The 20,171-nt window shown below is 70.1% G+C and carries 13 protein-coding genes; 9 read left to right on the forward strand and 4 right to left on the reverse strand.

The genetic code is table 11. The annotated features are described in order from the left end of the window. Positions 1-112: 112 nt before the first annotated feature. Together ABZY57_RS19215 and ABZY57_RS19220 are read left to right on the forward strand one after the other, a co-directional pair. The gene (locus tag ABZY57_RS19215; RefSeq protein ID WP_356513409.1) at positions 113-1,627 is read left to right on the forward strand and encodes an amino acid permease; all 1,515 of its coding nucleotides are present in this window, start codon (positions 113-115) and stop codon (positions 1,625-1,627) included. A 20-nt stretch (positions 1,628-1,647) separates the two neighbouring features. Next, a complete protein-coding gene (locus tag ABZY57_RS19220; RefSeq protein WP_356513411.1) occupies positions 1,648-2,163 on the forward strand; it encodes a GNAT family protein in 516 nt (171 codons plus the stop codon). Between the two features lie 46 nt (positions 2,164-2,209). Here the strand turns inward: ABZY57_RS19220 and ABZY57_RS19225 are convergent, their stop codons facing one another. Continuing rightward, positions 2,210-3,286 (reverse strand): LCP family protein, encoded by a 1,077-nt coding sequence (locus tag ABZY57_RS19225; protein ID WP_356513413.1) that lies wholly within the window; start codon positions 3,284-3,286, stop codon positions 2,210-2,212. A gap of 165 nt (positions 3,287-3,451) precedes the next feature. On the opposite strand from ABZY57_RS19225, the gene ABZY57_RS19230 reads away from it, so the two are divergent. From ABZY57_RS19230 to ABZY57_RS19255, 6 genes are all read left to right on the forward strand, one after another. Further along, positions 3,452-5,050 (forward strand): hypothetical protein, encoded by a 1,599-nt coding sequence (locus ABZY57_RS19230; protein WP_356513415.1) that lies wholly within the window; start codon positions 3,452-3,454, stop codon positions 5,048-5,050. Between the two features lie 216 nt (positions 5,051-5,266). After that, on the forward strand, positions 5,267-6,448 hold the full coding sequence (locus ABZY57_RS19235) for a CDP-alcohol phosphatidyltransferase family protein (protein WP_356513417.1): 1,182 nt from the start codon (positions 5,267-5,269) through the stop codon (positions 6,446-6,448). Next, complete coding sequence (locus ABZY57_RS19240) at positions 6,445-10,884, forward strand: glycosyltransferase (RefSeq protein ID WP_356513419.1); 4,440 nt, start codon at positions 6,445-6,447, stop codon at positions 10,882-10,884. The genes ABZY57_RS19235 and ABZY57_RS19240 overlap by 4 nt, the downstream gene beginning before the upstream one ends. A 21-nt stretch (positions 10,885-10,905) precedes the next feature. Continuing rightward, entirely contained in the window at positions 10,906-11,685 is a 780-nt protein-coding gene (locus ABZY57_RS19245; protein ID WP_356513421.1) for a rhamnogalacturonan acetylesterase, read from the forward strand. Then, positions 11,682-12,410 (forward strand): hypothetical protein, encoded by a 729-nt coding sequence (locus ABZY57_RS19250; protein ID WP_356513423.1) that lies wholly within the window; start codon positions 11,682-11,684, stop codon positions 12,408-12,410. Before ABZY57_RS19245 ends, ABZY57_RS19250 begins: the two co-directional genes overlap by 4 nt. Further along, a complete protein-coding gene (locus ABZY57_RS19255; protein ID WP_356513425.1) occupies positions 12,403-13,662 on the forward strand; it encodes a phosphodiester glycosidase family protein in 1,260 nt (419 codons plus the stop codon). Before ABZY57_RS19250 ends, ABZY57_RS19255 begins: the two co-directional genes overlap by 8 nt. A gap of 131 nt (positions 13,663-13,793) precedes the next feature. On the opposite strand, the gene ABZY57_RS19260 is transcribed toward ABZY57_RS19255, so the two are convergent. Further along, the gene (locus ABZY57_RS19260; RefSeq protein ID WP_356513427.1) at positions 13,794-15,926 is read right to left on the reverse strand and encodes a 3-hydroxyacyl-CoA dehydrogenase NAD-binding domain-containing protein; all 2,133 of its coding nucleotides are present in this window, start codon (positions 15,924-15,926) and stop codon (positions 13,794-13,796) included. Next, positions 15,923-17,149: an acetyl-CoA C-acyltransferase gene (locus ABZY57_RS19265; RefSeq protein ID WP_356513429.1), complete on the reverse strand. Its 1,227-nt coding sequence runs from the start codon at positions 17,147-17,149 to the stop codon at positions 15,923-15,925. The genes ABZY57_RS19260 and ABZY57_RS19265 overlap by 4 nt, the downstream gene beginning before the upstream one ends. A 328-nt stretch (positions 17,150-17,477) precedes the next feature. Here ABZY57_RS19265 and ABZY57_RS19270 point away from each other — a divergent pair, with 328 nt between their 5' ends. Further along, positions 17,478-18,662: an alpha/beta fold hydrolase gene (locus ABZY57_RS19270; protein ID WP_356513430.1), complete on the forward strand. Its 1,185-nt coding sequence runs from the start codon at positions 17,478-17,480 to the stop codon at positions 18,660-18,662. Positions 18,663-18,692: 30 nt separating this feature from the next. On the opposite strand, the gene ABZY57_RS19275 is transcribed toward ABZY57_RS19270, so the two are convergent. After that, a complete protein-coding gene (locus ABZY57_RS19275) occupies positions 18,693-20,012 on the reverse strand; it encodes a ribonuclease D (protein WP_356513432.1) in 1,320 nt (439 codons plus the stop codon). Positions 20,013-20,171: the final 159 nt, after the last annotated feature.

A 20,171-nucleotide genomic window follows, 5' to 3' on the forward strand; every position in this document is an offset into this window, starting at 1 on the left:
CCCGCGGCTGATCATCTGCGGTTGCACGCGACGGGCCGGGAGGTTAACCCTTGAAGGGTGGGCCTTCCGGCCCGCTTCGTTTCGGTGCGGTCTGCCTCGCGGAGGTGCGTCGGTGAGTAGGAACCTGAACGGTCCCTTCCGTACCAAGTCTGTCGAGCAGTCCATCCTCGACACGGAAGAGCCGGAACACGCGCTCAAGAAGTCGCTCTCCTCCTGGGACCTGACCGTCTTCGGCGTCGGCGTCATCATCGGCACCGGCATCTTCGTCCTCACGGGCAAGGTCGCCAAGGAGTCCGCCGGACCCTCCACGGCCCTCGCGTTCGTCGCCGCCGGCATCGTCTGTGCGCTGGCCGCCCTGTGCTACGCCGAGTTCGCCTCGACCGTCCCGGTGGCCGGATCCGCGTACACCTTCTCGTACGCCTCGATCGGCGAGCTGCCCGCCTGGATCATCGGCTGGGACCTCGTGCTGGAGTTCGCCCTCGGCACCGCGGTCGTCGCCGTCGGCTGGTCCGGGTACGTCCGCTCGCTCATGGACAACGCCAACCTGCATCTGCCCGCATCGCTCCAGGGACCCGACGTTCCGGGCGGCAGTTTCGACCTGCTCGCCTTCGTCCTGGTCCTGGCCCTCACCGCGATCCTGGTCGTCGGGGTGAAGCTGTCCGCGCGGATCACCGCGGTGGTCGTCGCGATCAAGGTCACGGTGGTGCTCATCGTGATCATCGCGGGCATGTTCTTCATCACGAAGTCCAACTACACGCCGTTCATCCCGCCGGCCGAACCCCAGACGGGCGGCTCCGGACTGGATGCCCCGCTCGTCCAGCTCCTCTTCGGCTACGAGCCCACCAACTTCGGCATCATGGGCATCTTCACCGCCGCCTCCGTGGTCTTCTTCGCCTTCATCGGCTTCGACGTGGTGGCCACCGCCGCCGAGGAGACCAAGCTCCCGCAGCGGGACATGCCCCGCGGCATCCTCGGCTCGCTGATCATCTGCACCGTGCTCTACGTGGCGGTCTCGATCGTGGTGACCGGCATGCAGAACTACACGGAGCTCTCCGTCAGCGCCCCGCTGGCCGACGCCTTCAAATCCGTCGGCCATCCGGTCTACGGAGGCATCATCAGCTTCGGCGCCGCCGTGGGCCTGACCACCGTGTGCATGATCCTGCTCCTCGGCCAGACCCGGGTGTTCTTCGCGATGAGCCGCGACGGACTGCTGCCGCGGTTCTTCTCGCGGACCCACCCGAAGTTCCGTACGCCCTACCGGCCGACGATCCTGCTCGGCGGAGTCATCGCGGTCGTCGCCGGATTCACCAGCATCAACGAGCTGGCGACCCTGGTGAACATCGGCACCCTCTTCGCCTTCGTCGTCGTCGCGCTCGGCGTCATGGTCCTGCGCCGCACCCGGCCGGACCTGCACCGGGCGTTCCGCACCCCGTGGGTGCCGCTCGTGCCCATCCTGTCGATCGCCGCGTCGGTCTGGCTGATGCTGAACCTACCGGCCGAGACCTGGCTGCGCTTCGGGATCTGGATGGTGATCGGCATCGCCGTCTACTACCTCTACGGGAAGCGGCACAGCCGGCTGGGCCGGGGCGAGGGCATGACCCCGAACCCGGCGCGCGAGGGCCGCTGAGCGCGTCCTACGGTGAGGGCATGGAGATCACCGTAGGACTGGAACCCTGGGCGGAAGACGACTTCTGGCTCCTGCTGCGCAAGAACGAGCCGGCCATGACGGAGCACCTGGGCGGCCCGGAGACCGAGGCCAAGCTCCGGGACCGGCACCGGCGTTACCTGGCGCTCAGTGCCCGGGAGCCGGGGGCCGGGCGGATGTTCCGGGTCGTCGCCGACGGCGAGAGCGTGGGCAGCATCGGCTTCTGGGAGCGGCTCTGGCAGGGGGAGGAGGTCTACGAGACCGGCTGGGGCATCCTCCCCGAGTTCCAGGGCCGGGGGCTCGCGGCCCGCGCGGCGCGGGCGCTCATCGCCCACGCGGGCGTCCACGGCACGCGCCGCCATCTGCACGCCTTCCCGGCCGTCGGCCACGCCGCCTCCCACGCGGTGTGCCGCGCGGCGGGGTTCGTACTCCTCGGGGAAGTGCGGTTCGAGTACCCGCCGGGGCAGTGGCACGCGAGCGGTGACTGGCGTGCGGTGCTGGGCGGGAACGGCTCGTAGCACCGGCCCGCGGGGGACCGGTGCCACGAGGCGCAGGCGGTGGGTGTCAGCCGCCGGTGGCGGGGGACTTCTTGGCCGAGGCCGGGATCGGCTGGTCGTTGCGCAGGGCCTCCCACAGCTGGCCGGCCTGCGGCTCCACGGCGACGACGCGGTTCTTGTCGATCTTGTCGTAGGCGACCGGGAGCATGATCGTCTCCATGGTCTCCGGATCCACGCCCTTCATGCTCTGGGCGAAGTCCGACAGGCCCTTGAGGGAGTCGAGTTCGGCGTCGGTGGTCAGTGCCTTGGTGCCGGCGTCGGCGAGCTTGTAGAGCCGGGCCGGGCTGCTGAGGATGTCCTGCTTCTTGATCTCGGACAGCATCGCGATCATGAACTTCTGCTGCAGGTCGATGCGTCCGAGGTCGCTGCCGTCCCCGTAACCGTGGCGGGTGCGAACGAACTTGAGCGAGTCCGTGCCGTTCAGGCGGTGCGGGCCCGCGTCGAGGTCCAGGCCGCCCTTGATGGGCTTGTCGAGGGTGACGGTCACACCGCCGAGCGCGTCCACCAGCTCCTTGAATCCGGCGAACTCCACCTTCACGAGGTGGTCGATGCGGATGTCGGACATCGTCTCGACGGTCTTGACGACACAGGCCGGGCCGCCGGTTCCGATGACGCTGTTGATCATGACGCGGTTCGCCCCGGCAATCGTCTTGCCGTTCTTGTCCTTGCATTCGGGCCGGGTCACGAGGGTGTCGCGGGGGATGCTGATCGCGGTGGCCTTCTTACGGCCCTCGGGTATGTGCACCAGCATGTTGGTGTCCGAGCGGGAACCGCTGACATCGCCGTGATCCAGCTCACCATTGGCGCCGGAGCGCGAGTCCGAGCCGAGCACCAGGATGTTCTGGCCGCTGTCCGGGAGCTTCGCCGGCCGATTGTCGACACCGATCGCCTGGTCGAGGTCGACGCTGTCGATGTTCCCGTTGAGGTGGTTGTATGCCCACCAGCCCGTGCCGGCGGCGCCGAGCAGGAGCAGGGCCAGCACCACCAGGACGATCTTGATCGCGCGGCGCCCGCGTGACCTGGGCGGACGCGCTGCTCGCCGCCCGGTGTTCCGGTGACTGGGCGTGGCGGTCTGTTGGGTCATACTGCTCGAATCCTCGGGGCCTCGGTCGGCTGACGGACGGCGCGGTGGGCCGGATGCCGCTGCACTATAGGCAGATTTTCAACTCGAACGGGAGAGCGCCTATCGTCTTCGGGGTTGGTACGGAGTGGATAAGCGCAGCCGTGAGAGGAATGGGGAGCACAGCCAATGGTCCGAGCGACCGGACGTCGAACGAGGCGCGGCGCCACCTCCCGTGAGCAGGGGCAGGCGGCCCCTCGTACGGGAGCGGGCCGGTCCGCTCCCGTGGCCATCGTCGTCGCCACGCCCGGTGAGGCCATCCCCCTGATCGCTTCGGAGCCGGACGGCTCGGCGATCGAGATCGTCTGTCTCGACGGCGGCGGCGACGCCGAGTACCGCGCCATGGAAGCGGCCGTGGCCGAGGCGCGCCGACGCGGCTGCCGGTTCTCCGGGGACCCCTTCGTCCTGGACGCCGGGGCGGGGAGCATCACGGGGCAGATCCTCGACGTCTTCCACGAGACCGGGCCCGTCCGCGTGCGGACCCTCGATCCGGATCCCACCCACGTCGGCTTCGACAAGGAGCGGAAGCTCCCCATCGTCACTGAGCCGGCGGCCCGCGGCCAGGTCACCCGCAGCGCCCTCAGGGCCGCCCGCCGGTACCAGCGGGACGTCGGCGTGCCCGTCTTCGTGGACTGCCGCGCGGCCGGCACGGACCCCGGGCTCCCTCCCGAGTCCACCACCCGGTATCCGCTGCCGACCCGATGGCTGGTCACCGGCAAGGACGGCCGTCTGTCCGCGTACCTGCCCACGGCCGCCGGCGTCGTCCGCTGGACCGAGGGCCGCAGCGAGGCCGAGGGGTGGAGCGGACCCGAGCTGCTCGAAGGACCCGACCTCATGCCGGGGCTGACCGTGGTGCAGGGGCCCGAGGGCTACGCGTACCTGATCGGTCTGAGCCGGACCGGCCGCAAGGAGGGCGGCGCCGACATCGAGGTGGTGTGCGCCGCCCAGTACCAGACGGGCCGGCCCCTGGGACCGTGGGTCCCGCTCGGCAACCCGCACACGAACTGGCAGGTGGCCCGCTCCATCGGGTTCCCGGTGGCCGCCTTCGCCGCCGACGGCTTCATGCACGTCTTCGTCCGCAACTTCGGACGCGGCGTCAGCGTGCGCAAGCAGTCCCCGAAGGGGGTCCTGAGCAGCTGGGAGGCCTTGCGCGGGCGGAAGGTCGCGGACGAGATGGTCACCTTCGCGTCACCCGACGGCGGTGTGCACCTGGTGGCCCGGACCCGTGACGACGGCGCCGCCGTGCACTGGTACCGCGGGGGTGCGGCCTCGGAGTGGCAGGAGAACCGCCGGATCCCGGTGAGCCTGCGCGCGGGCAGCCTTTCGGCCGCACCGGAATCCGGGCTGGTGCGCTTCCGCTACGGGGCGACGAACGAGGTCTGCGTCTGGTGGCCGGGCGCCCATGCCCCGATAGGCCTCGGCGGACCCGACGGGGACGGACCGGTCACCGGGGTCGCGGGAGCCGACATCCAGGGCTGGGGGTGCACGGTGCTCGTGCGCGCCGGCCACGGGGGAGTGCCGGCGATCGGTGCGCACCCGGACGGACGGCCGGACACGGGGGTGTGGTGGTCGCCGTCGGGGGAGCGCTCGATCGTCCCGCCCGCCGCGGCCTTCGACAGCCAGGGCCGTGTGGTGATCGTCACGGTCGGAATGGACGGAAGACTGCGTGTCGCCCGGCAGCAACTGGGATCCGATGGCCTGGAGTTCACTCCGTGGCGTGTCCTATAGGCCTGTTTCGTCAGATCGTGTACGGCTTTGGTGAAGGTAACCGTCGACGTGTGGCCTGGAACCTGTCTGTCACGTCTTGCTAAAGTCTGAAGAACGCCCTTTACCTGAACCATAAGTGAATGGTTGGCGTCACTGACCGCCATATGCCGTCACACGTGATCACAGGATGAAGGTTCTGCCTGTACATCCCGTGCCGGTGTCGATGACTGAGGGGTTATGTCCAAGCTGTCACTGAAGGCCGTCCAGAAGCTCACCTGTAAAAAGCGGGACGCCTGGTGGACGGTCCTTCTGGTAGACCCGATAGCGACCCGCCTCGTCTGCGTGCTGGCACGGTGGAACTTCGTCACGCCGAACCGGGTGACGTGGGCCGCACTCTTCGTGGGCTTGGGCTCGGCGTACTACTTCTTCCAGGGTGACTGGGTCTCGCTGAGCATCGGCGCGGCCCTCTACCACCTCAGCTTCATCCTCGACTGCATCGACGGCAAGCTCGCGCGCCTCAAGGGCAACGGGACCATCTTCGGCGGCTGGCTCGACTACGTCTTCGACCGCATCCGCGTCCTGATCTGCGCACTGGCCCTGATGGGCGGGCAGTTCGTCCAGAACGACGACGAGGTGTACCTGCTCGCGGCCCTCGTCGTGATCTTCCTCGACATGCTCCGCTACGTCGACGCCCTCCAGATCTACAAGATGCGCATGTCCATGCGCGCCAAGATCGCCGCCGTCACCCTCGCCCGTCAGGCGGAGCAGGGGGTCGAGGAGGAGGAGCGCAAGGTCGTCTTCATCGAGGACCTGCTGCGCGAGAACCCCCTGGGCCAGGCCGACGAGCTCAAGCGGCAGAGCACGGACGTGGAGCAGGCCGAGGTCATCGACCTGCACGAGCAGTTCCGCGAGCGCTTCCCCTGGTACGCGCGCGTGCGCCACGCGCTGGTGCAGAGCCGCATCCGGCCGCACCTCATCAGCGGCATCGAGTTCCAGATGTTCATCTTCATCGTCGGCCCCGTCATCGGCCACGTGCTGTGGACCACGGCGGTGTCGGCCGTGCTGATGGGCGGCTTCGAACTCGTCATCATGTTCAAGTTCTGGCTCTCCACCCGGGACTTCACGCGCACCATGGAACGCCTCGACCCCGGCAACATCCCGACGCGCGCCGGCTCCATCGCCGAGCACCTGCACGCCGGACGCCACCGCCGACGCGGTGAGGACGCCCTGCGCGAGGTCGAGGAAGTCGCCCAGCGCTTCCCCGCCCCCGAGCCGTACGAGGACCCGGGCTTCGTGCCGTACCCCCGGCCCTACCCGGACGAGTACACGGGCGCCGTGACGGACACCATGCAGCTCTCCAAGATTCCGGCCCAGGCCCTGCGGCCCGGCTACGTCGAACCGGAGCACTACTCTCGATGAATTTCCCGGTCGACATATCGCACTACGGCGTCACCATCGTCATACCGGCCTTCAACGCCAGCGCCACGCTCGCGCGCGCCTTGCAGTCGGCCCTGGCGCAGACGCACCGCGGCGTCGAGGTGCTGGTCGTCGACGACCGTTCCACCGACGGCACCCTCGCCCTCGCCCACCAGTTCGCAGCCCAGGACGGACGCGTCCGGGTCATCGAGCGGCCGCAGAACAGCGGAGGTTGCGGAGCGCCCCGCAACAACGGCATCGAGGCGGCCTCCGGCCAGTTCGTGATGTTCCTCGACGCGGACGACGAGCTGCCGCTCAAGGCGGCCGAGACGCTCCTGTCCTCGGCGCTCGTCACGGGCTCGGAGATCACCGCCGGCCGTGTCGTGCGCATCAACCACGCCACGGACGAGCTCACCGTCTGGCAGCCCCAGCTCTACCCGGCCGACCAGACGGTCGCGGGCCTCGGCGGCATGCCGGAACTCATCGACGACCCGATCGCCGCCGGAAAGCTGTACCGCCGGGACTTCCTCGACAACCACGGGATCCGCTTCCCCGAGGGCGTCTTCTTCGAGGACACCTACTTCTCCACGGTCGCGAACTTCCACGCGCGCTCCTTCACCATCCTCGCCACCCCCGTCTACCGGTGGATGTGGGAGCGGGAGTCCGACCAGCCGTCGATCACCAACCGCCGGCACGAACTGCGCAGCATCAGCGACCGCGTCCTGGTGCACCAGTACACCGACAGCTTCCTGCGCAGCGTCGGCCGGCCGGACCTGCTGGCCCGCAAGGGCGCCAAGTTCCTGGGGCACGACCTGCGGCTCTACACGCCCGAGTTGCGCACCGGCGACCACGCCTTCCACAGCGGGTTCCTCGCGGCCGTCGCCCCGTACCTGCACAGCCTCGACCCCGCCACCTTCGAACTGTGCGGCCCCATGGAGCGGGTACGCGCCTTCGGCCTGATGCACGGACGCGTCGACATCGCCGTGTCGGCCTCCGACTACATGAAGCGCCGCAGCGTCATCAGCTCCGACATCGTGGAGCGCGACGGCAGGGTGTTCTGGTCCGGGTCGCTGCTGGGCTACCCGGATGCCGAGAAGTTCCTCGAGGTCACCGAGCTGGAGCTGACCGGCCACACGCTCGCCGACTCGCGCATGTACAACAAGGCCTCGTCGATCGAGATGGTCGACGGCGAGCTGCACATCTCCGGCGCGATCCGCAACCAGTTCAGCCGGTTCGGCGCCGATGACAAGGTCGAGCTCATCGCCGTGCTGCGCCGCCGCAGCACCAAGGCCGACCACCACTTCCCCGTCTCCGGTGTGGAGATCGACAAGGACTGGATCCGGTACCACACCACCATCGACCTCAAGGCCACCCTGGACAAGACCGACCGGGTGGGCAACTGGAACTTCTTCGTCCAGCTCCGGCACGCCGGTCAGCGCGCCTCCACCGCGCTGAACATCAGCGGTGTCGACGTCAGCAGCCTGCGGCACTCCTGCGACGCGGGCGTCTACGAGGTCTACGAGACCGTCAGCGGCAACCTGGGCCTGCGCCCGGAGACCGGTGAACAGCGCGTCAAGGTCTCGGACCGGGGCACCCCCTGGCTGTGGTGGCAGGGCGCCGACGCGACCGGACCCGTCGCACCGCCCGAGAGCTACGGCGCCACGCTCGTCGTCCACTGCCACAACGACGAGTACCACCTGCGCGAGTTCCTCGCCTCGCTCGTGGCCCAGCGCAGCTTCGCGCGCACCCAGGTGGTGTTCGTCGACGACGGGTCGAACGACAGCACCGCACGGCAGCTCGCGGCCTTCGCCGCCTACTACCCCAACGCGGGCGTCGTCACCCAGCACAGCCTCGGCGCCAGTGCGGCCTTCGACCACGGGCTGCAGTACGCCGTCGCCCCCTACGTGATGTTCGCGCGCGCCCGGGACATCCTCGGCGAGGACGCCATCGGCCGGCTGCTCGCGGCCGCCCGCCGGGTCAAGGGCGCCGACGTCGTAGCCGGCCAGGCCGACAACTTCCCCGGCCCGTGGCGCAGCGAGGACGAGCCGTGGCAGCGGTACTTCACGTCCAAGGACTCCGTCCGCAGGCTGGCCGACGCGCCGTACCTCGTCTTCTCCACGCTGCTCGGCGGGAAGCTGTTCAAGACCTCCTACATCCGGGAGCACGGCTTCCGCGGCGGCCCGGGCCCGGGCCTGGAGGACGACTGGTTCACCGTCCCGGCCGTGCTGTACGCGCGGCTCGTGGCCGTCGCTCCCGACGCCCGCTTCTTCGAGCGCGACGAGCAGAACCAGAACTCGCTCTTCGACTCGCCCTGGAACGACCCCGTCAAGACGGTGGACCGGGTCCGGCTGGCCGCGCACGTACTGACCTCGGTCCAGGGAGCCCCGCCGCGGACCGTCGTCCTGGCCCAGCGCTTCGTCGTCCGTACCCTCCAGCCCTACGTGCGCAACATGCACCGCATCATGAGCCGGCCCGAGCTCGCCTCGGTCCTGCCCCTGCTGGGTTCGGTCTACAGCCAGATCCCCGACGACGTGATCCTCCAGTACGCCGTCCACCCGCAGTCCAAGGTCCAGCACCACGCGATCGTCACGGGCAACCTCGACCTCTTCGCGGACCCGCTGGGAGCGCCGGAGTTCCTGCCCACCCTCTTCCTCGACGAGGAGGGCATCTACCGCCGGCTGGCGTCCGACCCGGTGCGGACCACGCTCCTGCGCGTTCCGCGGGCCTCCGCCGTCCTGGAGACCTTCGACTGGACCGGGGACGAGATCCACTTCGAGGGACTCCTCGTCCTGTCCGGCGTCGACATCAACGCCCGGTACACCAACCGGATCCAGCTCGTGCTCTCCGACGGGCAGCGCGAGGTGGCGCTCCCCGTGGAGCAGAACTACCGCCGCGACCGCTGGCGCACCCGCAAGAACCAGGACTGGTTCTCCGGCTGGCGCGCCACGGCCCGCCCGGGCACCCTCGACGCGCTGGCCAACGCCGAGCTGAGCATGGTGATCCGGGTCATCGACCAGGACCACCACCACGACGTACTGCTGGCCGCCCGCCAGATGCTGCACCGCTTCAAGGGCGTGCACACCCAGGGCCGCCAGCGCTTCGTCGTGTCCATCGACGACGACGAGCAGGTCACCGTCCGCTGGGTGCGCGGCTTCGCGGCCCGGTGCAAGGACAAGCTGCGCCGGTTCAAGTGGGAGGTGCGCAACTCGCTGCCGGGCCGTCCCGGCTGGCGCACCCGCCTCATGTACTGGTTCACGTACCCCTATCTCCACAACCGGGGCATCTGGATCATCGGCGAGCGCGAGGACACCGCGCAGGACAACAGCTACCACCTGTTCAAGTGGATCCGGCAGAACCGGCCCAAGACCAAGGTCTACTACTCGATCAACGGCGACTCCCCGGACTGGGACAAGGTCGCGCGGTACGGGCAGGTCATCGACCGGCTGTCATGGAAGCACCGCGCCTACCTGCTCCACGCGGAGCGGCTCATCAACGCCTACGACCTGGAGGCCTACCTGGGCTTCCCGGGCCTCCTCAAGCGGGCGTTCCTGCGCGGCTACGGAGACCTGCTGCGCTACAAGCGGGTGTTCCTCCAGCACGGAGTCGTCTACAACGACGTCGTCGCCTCCATCCACGGCCAGGCCACCAACGTCGACATGGTGCTCACCACGGGGCGCAGCGAGCGGTCGTACTACGCCGAGCACTGCGGCTACGGCTACGCGCGCGTCGCGGCGACCGGCCTGCCCCGCTTCGACGCCCTGGAGCCGGTGAACGGGCCGCGGCGGATCCTGGTCATGCCGACCTGGCGCCGCGACATCGTGGCGCCCTCGTACAACAAGGCGGCCAAGCCGGAGATCCCGTTCGCGGCGTCCGAGTACTACCGGTTCTTCTCCGCCCTGCTGCGCAACGAACGGCTGCTGAGCGCGATCCAGTACTACGGCGTGGAGCTGGAATTCATGCCGCACTACGAGATCCGTCCGTACCTGAACCACTTCAAGATCGACCACCCGTCGGTCACGGTGTCGACGACGGGCCGCGACGTGCAGCTCGCGATGCGCGAGTGCTCGATGCTGGTCACCGACTATTCCTCGGTGTTCTTCGACGTGGCGTACATGGGCAAGCCCATCGTCTACACGAATTTCGACGACGAGTCCTTCTACAGCAAGCACTACAAGCGGGGCTACTTCGACCTCGCGCGGGACGGCTTCGGCCCGGCCTGCCGCACCGTCGACCACGCCGTCCACGAGATCATCGCGACCATCGAGCGACAGTTCGAAGTGGAACCGCAGTACCGTCGGCGCGCCGAGGAGTTCTTCGTCCTGCGCGACACCTCCAACTGCGAACGGGCCTTCGAGGTCATCGACACCATGGACGCCAACATCGTCGGCGACCAGCGGGCGCAGCTGCACCTCGGAGCACGGGGCTTCGGGGAGTTCTGAGAGACACATGAAGGACGCACCATGACGGCAATCTTCCTGTCCGGCGGATCGAGCGTGTGCAGCCGCCAGGGCAGCATGGCGCCCATGACCGGCTGGGGGCAGGCGATGCCGCTCTTCATGCAGGGCGTGGACGTGATCAACTGCGCCCGGGCCGGGGCCAGCACCAAGAGCTTCATGGAGCGCGGCCGGCTCGGCTGGATCCTGGACAACATCCGTCCCGGCGACCTGCACCTGATCTCCTTCGGGCCCAACGACATGAAGCCCGGCGCCGGCCTGCACACCGAGCCCTTCGACGACTACCAGGGCAACCTGCGGCGCTACGTCGTCGAGACCCGGCTGCGCGGCGCCCACCCCGTGCTCGTCCCCAGCCACGAGCGGGCGGTCTTCGACCGGTTCGGCAACTTCCGCCGGCCCCTGAAGCTCTACCCGGCCGCCAAGCGCGAGGTGGCGGCGCAGATGTCCGCGCCCCTGATCGACCTCAACGAGTGGAGCGTCGCCTGGTGGCGCCAGCTCGGCCCGCAGGGCTGCCGGCAGGTCTTCCTCTACCTCGAACCCGGTGAGCACCCCAACTATCCCGACGGGGTGGGGGACAACTCGCACATGCGGCCGATCGGCGCCGTGGAGTGCGCGCGGTTCGTCGCCGGCGAGCTGCGGTCGCGCGAGCTGCTGCCCGCCTCGTACTTCCGCAACCTGGAGAACCAGTTCGACGCGAACCAGGCGGTGCAGTTCCTGGACGACGTCGAATTCGACCGGCTCACCAAGGAGCGGGTCGGCGCGGCGATAGTGGGAGCGACGGCATGAGCAGCGAAGTGACCGCCTGGTTCCCCGTGGTCCGCGCATGGATCACCCAGGGCGCCCTCAGCGGCGTACTCGACCTGGCCTCCTCGGCCGACCCCAGCAGGCCCCTGGTCCCCGGCCAGGAGTTCACCCTGGCCATGACCCTCACGCCCAGCGGCGGCGCCTACCGCACGTACGGCTACGTCCTCGGCGACACTCTGGGCGACGCGGTGGTCATGGGCGGCCTGACGGGCCTGCGGCTGCTGAAGAACGGCCGCTACATGGGCTTCGCCTCCGGCACCGAGGCCGCCACCCACACCTGCACCGTGAAGGTGAAGGCGGACGCCCCCGACGGCGCGATCATGCTCCCGCGCGTCGTGGTCGGCCTGATGCCCGCCGAGGGCGACAAGCTGATCCCCAGCTCCGGCATCGAGGACCAAGGGTTCTGGATCCGCCGCCACAGCGTCCCCGGCCGGGCCCTGCACCTGCCCCCCGGCGCACAGGTCACCCTGCCCCCGGACGCCGAGCACGGCCTGCGCCGCACCGGCGTCGGCATCCCCCGGCAGGGCATGCTGCACTGCGCCCCCGACGGCACGGTCGTCTACCAGGCCCCCGCCGCCTACCAGGGCTACGACTTCTTCACCTGCACCTACGAGGACGCGGCCGGACACTCCGTCCGGTCGCACGTCACCATCCGCATAGGCGACCTGGGCATGTCACCGGGGGCGCTGAGTGCCTTCCATGGCTAGACACGCCCGTCTTGCGGCCGTCCTGGCCATGGCCCTGACCCTGGCGGGCTGTTCGAGCGGATCGGGGTTCCCGGACGCCGGGATCTCCTCCCGGGCGCCGGTCCCGGACGGCGCACTGCCCGAAGGGGTCACCTACAAGGAGTTCGTCCGCAAGCTCGACGGCCGCTCGCAGTCCCACGTACAGATGCTGGCGATCCGGCCCGACGCCAAGGTCCGGGTCGGGGCCATCCACGGGACGTCCCTCGCCCGCGCCGAGACGGTACGGGAGATGGCCGCGGCAGCCGGGGCGCTGGCCGCCGTCAACGCCTCCTACTTCGACATCAGCACCGGCAAGAACTACGGCGGCTACGACGGTGACCCGCTGGGCCTGTACACCGAGGACGGACGGCTGCTCAGCGAGGCGACGAACGGCCGGACCACCCTGCTGCTCGGCAACGGCGACGGCCGGCTCGACGCCCGCATCGACGAGGTCACCACCGAGGGCCAGGTGATCTCCGACGACGGAGCGCGCGGGGAACTGGACGGCCTCAACCGGGTCCCGGGCCGCGTCCTCGGCTGCGGAGGCGTGGGCGGCGACCGCGTGGCCGTCACGGAAGAGCCGATGGAGGACCCGTACGGCGGACTGTGCACGGACGCGGACGAGCTCGTGGCCTTCACCGCAGAGTGGGGCGAGCGCACTCCGCCCGGCCCCCCGGGCAGCATGGAAGCGGTCCTCGACGGCGACGGGCAGGTGGTGGACGTCCGCAAGCCCGCCGGCGGACGCATACCCGCGAACGGCAGCACGCTCTACGCGACGGGCGACGGCGCGGACTGGATGCGGTCCCACGCTCAGAGGGGCAACCGGATCAAGCGCTCCGTCCAGATGAACGACATGGTCGGACTTCCCGTGGAAGGTGCTGTCGACACCGCGGTGGGCGGCCGCTACCGGCTGCTGAAGGACGGCGAGTCCGCACTCGGCGCCGCCGCCGCCACGCCCAGGAAGGCTCCGCGCACACTGGCCGGCATCACCGCGGACGGCGCGCTGCTCCTGGTCACCATCGACGGCCGCGCTCCCGGTGTGGACGCCGGAGCCACGCTCGCCGAGGCCGCCGAACTCCTCGCCTCGCTCGGCGCCCAGGACGCCATCGGCCTCGACGGCGGCGGGTCGACGAGCATGGTCGTGCGCGGGGAGCTGCGCAACAACCCCCGGGAGGCCGAGGGGAAGGTCACCGAACGGCCCGTGGCCAACGCGCTGGCCCTCTTCGCCCGCTGAGCACGACCTTCCGCGGATGACAGGGGCCGGCCGACGACAAGGGCCGGCGGACGACAAGGGCCGGTGCCCACCACCCCTTTCGGGGGCGGTGGGCACCGGCCCTTGGTCGTACGTCCTGCGTGCGGTCCGGATCAGACCGGAACGCTCGCCAGGCCCGGGGCCAGGAACTTCTTGCCGTTCACCCGCTCCGAGACGCCCTCACGGTCCAGGTACGGCGTGATGCCGCCCAGGTGGAAGGGCCAGCCCGCGCCGGTGATCAGGCAGAGGTCGATGTCCTGGGCCTCGGCCACGACACCCTCCTCCAGCATCAGGCCGATCTCCTGCGCCACCGCGTCCAGGACGCGGTCGCGGACCTGCTCCTCGGTCAGGACGGCGTCGCCCTGTACGAGGAGGGCGGCGACCTCGGGGTCCAGCTCCGGCTTGCCGGAGTCGTAGACGTAGAAGCCGCGCTTGCCGGCCTTGACCACCGCGGCCAGGTTCGGCGAGACGGTGAAGCGCTCCGGGAAGGCGCGGTTCAGGGTCTCGGACACGTGCAGACCGATGGCCGGTCCGACGAGCTCCAGCAGCACCAGCGGGGACATCGGCAGGCCGAGCGGCTCGATGGCCTTCTCCGCGGTGACCACCGGGGTGCCCTCGTCGATGACGTTCTGGATCTCGCCCATGAAGCGGGTCAGGATGCGGTTCACGACGAACGCCGGGGCGTCCTTGGTGAGGACCGCGGTCTTCTTCAGCTTCCGCGCGACACCGAAGGCCGTGGCCAGCGAGGCGTCGTCGGTCTGCTCGCCGCGGACGATCTCCAGCAGCGGGAGGATCGCGACCGGGTTGAAGAAGTGGAAGCCGACCACGCGCTCCGGGTGCTGGAGCTTGGAGGCCATCTCCGAGACCGACAGCGAGGAGGTGTTGGTGGCGAGGATCGCGTGCGCCGGGGCGACCGCCTCGACCTCCGCGAACACCTTCTGCTTGACGGACATCTCCTCGAACACGGCCTCGATGATGAAGTCCGCGTCCGCGAAGCCCTCGGCCTTGTCCAGGACGCCCGTCACCAGGGCGGTCAGGCGGTTGGCCTTGTCCTGGTTGATGCGGCCCTTGCCGAGCAGCTTCTGGATCTCGGCGTGGACGTAGCCCACACCCTTGTCCACGCGCTCCTGGTCGATGTCGGTGAGGACCACCGGCACCTCCAGGCGGCGCAGGAACAGCAGCGCCAGCTGCGAGGCCATCAGGCCCGCGCCGACGACGCCGACCTTGGTGACCTGGCGGGCCAGGTTCTTGTCCGGGGCGCCGGCCGGGCGCTTGGCGCGCTTCTGGACCAGGTTGAAGGCGTAGATGCCGGAGCGCAGTTCGCCGCCCATGATGAGGTCCGCGAGAGCGGCGTCCTCGGCGTCGAAGCCCTTCTGCAGGTCGCCGTCCTTGGCAGCCTCGATGATCTCCAGCGCGCGGTAGGCGGCCGGGGCCGCGCCGTGCACCTTGGAGTCGGCGATGAAGCGGCCCTTGGCGACGGCCGCGTCCCAGGCCTCGCCGCGGTCGATCTCCGCGCGGACGACCTCGGTGGTGCCGTTCAGCACGTTCGCGGTCCACAGGAGCGACTGCTCCAGGAAGTCCGCACCCTCGAACAGCGCGTCCGCGATGCCGAGCTCGAAGACCTGCTTGCCCTTCAGCTGACGGTTCTGGTTCAGCGAGTTCTCGATGATGACCGAGACCGCGCGCTCCGCGCCGATCAGGTTCGGCAGCAGGGCGCAGCCGCCCCAGCCGGGAACCAGGCCGAGGAAGACCTCGGGCAGCGAGAAGGCCGGGATGGCCTTGGAGACGGTGCGGTAGGTGCAGTGCAGACCGACCTCGACACCGCCGCCCATCGCCGCGCCGTTGTAGTAGGCGAAGGTCGGGACGGCCAGCGCCGCGAGGCGCTTGAAGACGTCGTGGCCGCCCTTGCCGATGGCGAGCGCCTCGTCGTGCTTCTTCAGCAGCTCGACGCCCTTGAGGTCGGCGCCGACCGCGAAGATGAACGGCTTGCCGGTCAGGCCCGCACCGACGATGGAGCCCGCGAGGGCCTCCTGCTCGACCTGGTCGATCGCCGCGTTCAGGTTGGCGAGGGACTGCGGGCCGAAGGTGGTCGGCTTGGTGTGGTCCAGGCCGTTGTCCAGCGTGATGAGCGCGAAGCGCCCGGCGCCGAAGGGCAGGTCCAGGTGGCGGACGAGCGCGCGCGTCACGACCTCGTCCGGGAACAGCTCGGCCGCGCCCTTGAGGAGCTCAGTGGTGGTGGTGCTCACTTGCTGTCTCCCTCGGCGGTGAAGTTCGGGTTCTCCCAGATGACCGTGGCGCCCATGCCGAAGCCGACGCACATGGTGGTCAGGCCGTAGCGGACCTGCGGCTGCTCCTCGAACTGGCGGGCCAGCTGGGTCATCAGGCGGACGCCGGAGGAGGCGAGCGGGTGACCGAAGGCGATGGCGCCGCCGTACTGGTTGACGCGGGCGTCGTCGTCGGCGATGCCGTAGTGCTCCAGGAACGCGAGGACCTGGACCGCGAAGGCCTCGTTGACCTCGAAGAGGCCTATGTCCTCGATCGTCAGACCGGCCTGTGCCAGCGCCTTCTCGGTGGCCGGGATCGGGCCGTAGCCCATGACCTCCGGCTCGACACCCGCGAAGGAGTACGAGACCAGGCGCATCTTGACCGGGAGGTTGTTCGCGCGGGCGAAGTCCTCGGACGCGATGATCGCGGCCGTGGCACCGTCGTTGAGACCGGCGGCGTTGCCCGCAGTGACGTTGCCGTGGACTCGGAACGGGGTCTTGAGGCCCGCCAGGTTCTCCAGGGTGGTGCCCGGACGCATCGGCTCGTCGGCGGTGACCAGGCCCCAGCCCGTCTCACCGGCCGCCTCGTTGTTGTTGCGCACCGAGATCGGCACCAGGTCCTGCTGGATCTTGCCGTCGGCGTACGCCTTGGCGGCCTTCTCCTGCGAGCGCACGGCGTACTCGTCGGCGCGGAGCTTGGTGATCGTCGGGTACCGGTCGTGCAGGTTCTCGGCGGTCATGCCCATGAAGAGGGCGGACTCGTCGACCAGCTTCTCGGATACGAAGCGCGGGTTCGGGTCCACGCCCTCGCCCATGGGGTGGCGGCCCATGTGCTCGACACCGCCGGCGAGGGCGACGTCGTACGCACCGAAGGCCACGCCGCCCGCGACGGCGGTCACGGCGGTGAGCGCGCCGGCGCACATGCGGTCGATCGAGTAGCCCGGTACGGACTGCGGGAGGCCCGCGAGAATGCCGGCCGTGCGACCCAGCGTCAGGCCCTGGTCGCCGATCTGCGTGGTCGCGGCGATGGCGACCTCGTCGATCTTCGCGGGGTCCAGGTCCGGGTTGCGGCGCAGCAGCTCCCGGATCGCCTTGACGACGAGATCGTCGGCGCGGGTCTCGTTGTAGATGCCCTTCGGGCCCGCCTTGCCGAACGGGGTGCGGACGCCGTCGACGAAGACGACGTCCCTGACGGTACGAGGCACGTTGGCTCTCCTCCAGGTGCGGGTGTGCACTGCTGCGCGGGGGCGTGCCCATTGCTGAGCGCCCGCTCACCTCTCCATGCTACTTGTCGGTAACCGGCATGCACACCCCCCACGGGAGGAGCGGCGAAGGTCACACCCGGCCGGCCCCGTGTGAGCCCCCTCGCGCCCCCGCCGTGCGCCCGGCCGATCGGAGCGCCCGGGGTTACCCGAACGGGTCGGACACCGGCTTCCCCGGCCGAGTCGGCGGCGCCGGGTGCACGCCCTTGCGGATTCTGGCCGCGGCCCGGGCGCACCGTCCCGGACCCGATCGACGGAACGGAGCAGCACGATGGCGGCACCTGTCCTCACGGACTACTACGTGGACCACGATTCGACCATGCCCGCGAACAAGGGCGAGCCCGTCAAGCTCTTCGTGCGCAGGCGCAACGGCACGCCCGAGGGGGGAACGAGCAGGCCCGTCCTGATGCTCCACGGCAGGAGCGTCCCGGCCCTGGCCGGCTTCGACCTCCAGTACAAGAAGTACAGCTGGGCCGAGGCGCTGGCGAAGAAGGGCTACGACGTCTTCGTGATGGAACTCCAGGGCTCCGGACTGTCGACCCGCCCGATGATGGGCGACTGGTGGAACGTCCAGCCCACCGAAGCGCAGCGCAAGCTCCTCGTGCCCCACCCGAACGCGGCCGTGGACATGAAGCCGCCGACCTACGCCTTCCAGCTGAACAACTCCGGGAGCGACTGGGACGAGGTCGACACGGTGGTCGACTTCGTCCTCGAAAAGGCCGGCGCCACCAAGGTCGACCTCATCGGCTGGTCGGCGGCCTCCCAGCAGTTCGGGCCCTACGCCATCCAGCACCACACCAAGGTGCGCAGCCTCTTCCTGCTCGCGCCGATCTTCCCGCCGCAGGGCCGGGCGAGCGCGGCCGGAACGGACTTCGACCCTCCGGTGTCCCTGCCGGTGTCCTCGGCGGGCTTCGCCTTCCCGATGAGCGTCGGGACGAAGGCCGGAGTCGAAGCGGCCTGGATCAAGGACCTGAAGTGCCCCGACCAGCGCGAGCCCGGGATGGTCGACGAGGTGTGGAAGGCGATCATGGCCGTCGACCGGGTCGGCGCCGGCTGGGGACCCGTGGTGTCACCCACCGACCCGTCCCCGCAGGGGCTCAGCCGCATCCGGAACTCGTACTGGTGGGGCTGGAACTCCACCACGGTGAAGCTGCACGACGTCCTCGGCGACAAGGTGCCCGTGTGCATCGTCTACGGCGAGCACGACTCGGTGGTGAACACCGCGTCGAACCTGGGGCTGCAGTACTTCTCGGTCCCCGAGCTCTACCGGCTCATCCCCAAGGAGAAGAAGCTGATGTTCCGGCTGGCCTGTGCGGGCCACCAGGCGCCCTGGGAGGGCGTGGCGAACGACATCCACACCATGTCCGACCACTGGCTCAAGCACGGCAAGGTGGAGGGCGAGACCAAGGGGAGCTTCCACCGGGACGAGGACGGGGCCCTCACTCCGCTGGAGTGAGGGCCCCGTCGGCGGGGTCGGCGGTGCCGGTCAGTCCTGGCTCGCGGCCGGCTCGGCGGCCGGTTCCGCGGGCGGCTCCGTGGCCAGGGCCGTGACCAGGGCGTCCGTCACCTGTTCGATCTGCCACGGGCGGGCGCCGTAGCCCGCCAGGGCCTCGGCCACCGCGTCGGCCTCCAGGCGCTCGGGCGGCTCCCAGCACAGCCGGCGGACCGTGTCGGGGGTGATCAGGTTCTCCTGCGGCAGGTTCAGCCCCTCCGCCAGCGCCGACACGGCCGTCCGGGCCGCGGCCAGCCGCGCCGCGGCCGCCGGGTCCTTGTCCACCCAGGAACGCGGCGGCGGCGGACCGGCCGGGGTCGCCCCCGGCAGCGGCAGCTCGGCCTCGGGCAGGGCCTTCGCCCGGTCCACGGCGGCCATCCACTGGTCCAGCTGGCGCCGGCCCATGCGCTGCCCGTAGCCGGGCAGCGCGGAGAGGGCCTGCACGTTCAACGGCATGGCGAGCGCGGCCTCGACGATCGCGGCGTCACCCAGCACCTTGCCCGGTGACACGTCACGTCGCTGCGCGATCCGGTCCCGGGACTCCCACAGCTCCCGGACGACGGCCATCTGCCGGCGCCGGCGCACCTTGTGCATGCCGGAGGTACGGCGCCACGGGTCCTTGCGGGGCGGCGCGGGCGGGGCGGCGGCGATGGCGTCGAACTCCTGGTGGGCCCATTCCAGCTTGCCCTGCCGGTCCAGCTCCTTCTCCAGCGCGTCCCTCAGGTCCACGAGCAGCTCCACGTCGAGCGCGGCGTAGCGCAGCCACGGCTCGGGGAGCGGACGCGTCGACCAGTCGACGGCGGAGTGGCCCTTCTCCAGCACGTAGCCGAGGACCCCCTCGACCATCGCGCCGAGTCCGACCCGCGGGAAGCCGGCGAGGCGGCCGGCCAGCTCGGTGTCGAAGAGCGAGGTGGGCGTCATGCCTATTTCGCGCAGGCACGGCAGGTCCTGGGTGGCGGCGTGCAGGATCCACTCGGTGCCGGACAGGGCCTCGCCGAGGGAGGAGAGGTCGGGGCAGCCCACCGGGTCGATCAGTGCGGAGCCCGCACCCTCGCGGCGCAGCTGTACGAGGTAGGCACGCTGCCCGTAGCGGTAGCCGGAGGCGCGCTCGGCGTCCACGGCGACGGGTCCGGTGCCCGCGGCGAAGGCCGCGACCACCTCGGCGAGCGCGGCGGCGTCGGCGACCACCGGAGGGATGCCCTCACGGGGTTCTAGCAAGGGAATGGGCAGCCCGTCGGACGAAACCTCGTCGTCCGGGGGGCCGCCCCCGGTGGTGGTGCGCAGGCCTGCTGCGGTTTCTTGGGCGTCGGTCACCGGTCAAGGGTATCCGTGGATACGGCGCGCCCCGGGGGGCGACCGTTCGGCGGGGGGGGGGGGGGGGGTGTTGTGTGTTGGGGTGGGTGGTTTTTGTTGGGGGGGGGTGTGGGTGGGGGGTTGGGTGGGGGGGGGGGGCGCGGGGGGGGGGGGGGGCCG

Source organism: Streptomyces sp. NPDC006450 (assembly GCF_040612195.1).
In the GTDB taxonomy this organism is placed as follows: domain Bacteria; phylum Actinomycetota; class Actinomycetes; order Streptomycetales; family Streptomycetaceae; genus Streptomyces.

Coding starts and splice junctions, on each gene's coding strand:
- ABZY57_RS19250 (WP_356513423.1), top strand. CDS start 11,682: ATGAGCAGCGAAGTGACCGCCTGGTTCCCCGTGGTCCGCGCATGGATC.
- ABZY57_RS19230 (WP_356513415.1), top strand. CDS start 3,452: ATGGTCCGAGCGACCGGACGTCGAACGAGGCGCGGCGCCACCTCCCGT.
- ABZY57_RS19235 (WP_356513417.1), top strand. CDS start 5,267: ATGTCCAAGCTGTCACTGAAGGCCGTCCAGAAGCTCACCTGTAAAAAG.
- ABZY57_RS19245 (WP_356513421.1), top strand. CDS start 10,906: ATGACGGCAATCTTCCTGTCCGGCGGATCGAGCGTGTGCAGCCGCCAG.
- ABZY57_RS19240 (WP_356513419.1), top strand. CDS start 6,445: ATGAATTTCCCGGTCGACATATCGCACTACGGCGTCACCATCGTCATA.
- ABZY57_RS19270 (WP_356513430.1), top strand. CDS start 17,478: ATGGCGGCACCTGTCCTCACGGACTACTACGTGGACCACGATTCGACC.
- ABZY57_RS19220 (WP_356513411.1), top strand. CDS start 1,648: ATGGAGATCACCGTAGGACTGGAACCCTGGGCGGAAGACGACTTCTGG.
- ABZY57_RS19255 (WP_356513425.1), top strand. CDS start 12,403: ATGGCTAGACACGCCCGTCTTGCGGCCGTCCTGGCCATGGCCCTGACC.
- ABZY57_RS19225 (WP_356513413.1), bottom strand. CDS start 3,286: ATGACCCAACAGACCGCCACGCCCAGTCACCGGAACACCGGGCGGCGA.